General features: G+C 55.2%; 2 protein-coding genes. Both read left to right on the plus strand.

The genetic code is table 11. The features are described 5' to 3' along the window. The coding region (locus PSI15_RS17990; protein ID WP_273584707.1) for a transposase at window positions 1–300 on the plus strand (300 nt) is incomplete at its 5' end. Between the two features lie 20 nt (window positions 301–320). Then, on the plus strand, window positions 321–1,331 hold the full coding sequence (locus PSI15_RS17995; RefSeq protein ID WP_273584708.1) for an IS3 family transposase: 1,011 nt from the start codon (window positions 321–323) through the stop codon (window positions 1,329–1,331). Window positions 1,332–1,346 lie beyond the last annotated feature (15 nt).

Raw genomic sequence — 1,346 nt, forward strand, 5'->3', positions numbered from 1 at the left:
TGGCCCGCAGAAGCCCGGCTGGCGGTCATTATTGAAACGGCCACGCTCAGCTCCACCGAAGTAGCCGAGTATTGCCGTAAAAAAGGGCTCTATCCCGAGCAAATTCAGCAATGGAAACAGGCGTTCTTACAAGTGCCTGCCCGTGACGATAAGGCGGCATTAAAACGGAGCCAGAAAGAAAACAAACAACTGAAACGTGAACTGGCCCGTAAGGAGAAAGCGCTGGCGGAGGCGGCAGCGATACTGGTTTTGCGAAAGACGTTGCAGGCACACTTCGGGATGGACAACGAGGAAGACTGACCTGTACGGAGGATCGTCAGGTGATTAGGGATGCGGTGAGCAAGGCGGCCGGGGCGGGTGCCCGGTTGACGGTCGCGCTTAAAGAGATCCCGTTGAGCCTGCGCACCTGGCGGCGCTGGCAAAAGAGCCCGGAAGACCGACGGCCGTTGGCTGTCCGGCCCAAGTCGGCAAACCGATTAACCCCAGAAGAAGAGCAACAGATATTGGCCGTGTGTCACCAGCCGGAATATGCCAGCCTGCCCCCTTCCCAAATCGTGCCACGATTGGCCGATAACGGTGTCTATCTGGCGAGTGAATCCACCTTTTACCGGGTATTACGACGCCATGGTGAGGTTCATCACCGAGGGCGGAAGCGGACGGCACACAAAAGAGGCAAACCGACCACATGGACAGCCACCGCCCCCAATCAGCTTTGGGCATGGGATATTACGTGGCTCCCGTCAACAGTCAAAGGCCGCTGGTTTTATCTGTATATGATACTCGATATTTTCAGCCGGAAAATCGTGGGTTATGAAGTCCATGAAGCCGAGAAGGGGGAGCTCGCGGCGGAACTGGTTCAGCGCACGGTCTGGAAGGAAAAATGCGGGCATAACCCCCTGGTATTACATGCTGACAATGGGGCGGCGATGAAATCTCAAACCCTGCAGATCAAACTTCAGGAACTGGCTATTACTCCCTCACACAGCCGCCCACGGGTCAGCAATGACAATGCCTATGCGGAATCGTTGTTCCGGACGCTGAAATATGTGCCGGCGTGGCCGGAAGAAGGGTTCAGTGATCTGACCCAAGCGCGTATCTGGGGGGATAACTTTACCGGCTGGTATAACGAAGTACACCGTCATAGTGGGATAAATTATGTGACACCGGGCCAGCGGCACAGGGGTGAAGACAAAATGATTTTAAAACAGCGGGATGCCGTTTATCGCCAAGCTAAGCTCACACGTCCGGAACGCTGGTCGCGCAGCACAAGAAACTGGCAATGGGTAGGCACAGTGGCCCTGAATCCTGAGCGAGAAAAACAGGCAGCTTAAATTCATTAAGGGTGC

The sequence above is a fragment of the Xenorhabdus sp. PR6a genome, from assembly GCF_028599065.1.
Classification (GTDB): domain Bacteria; phylum Pseudomonadota; class Gammaproteobacteria; order Enterobacterales; family Enterobacteriaceae; genus Xenorhabdus; species Xenorhabdus doucetiae.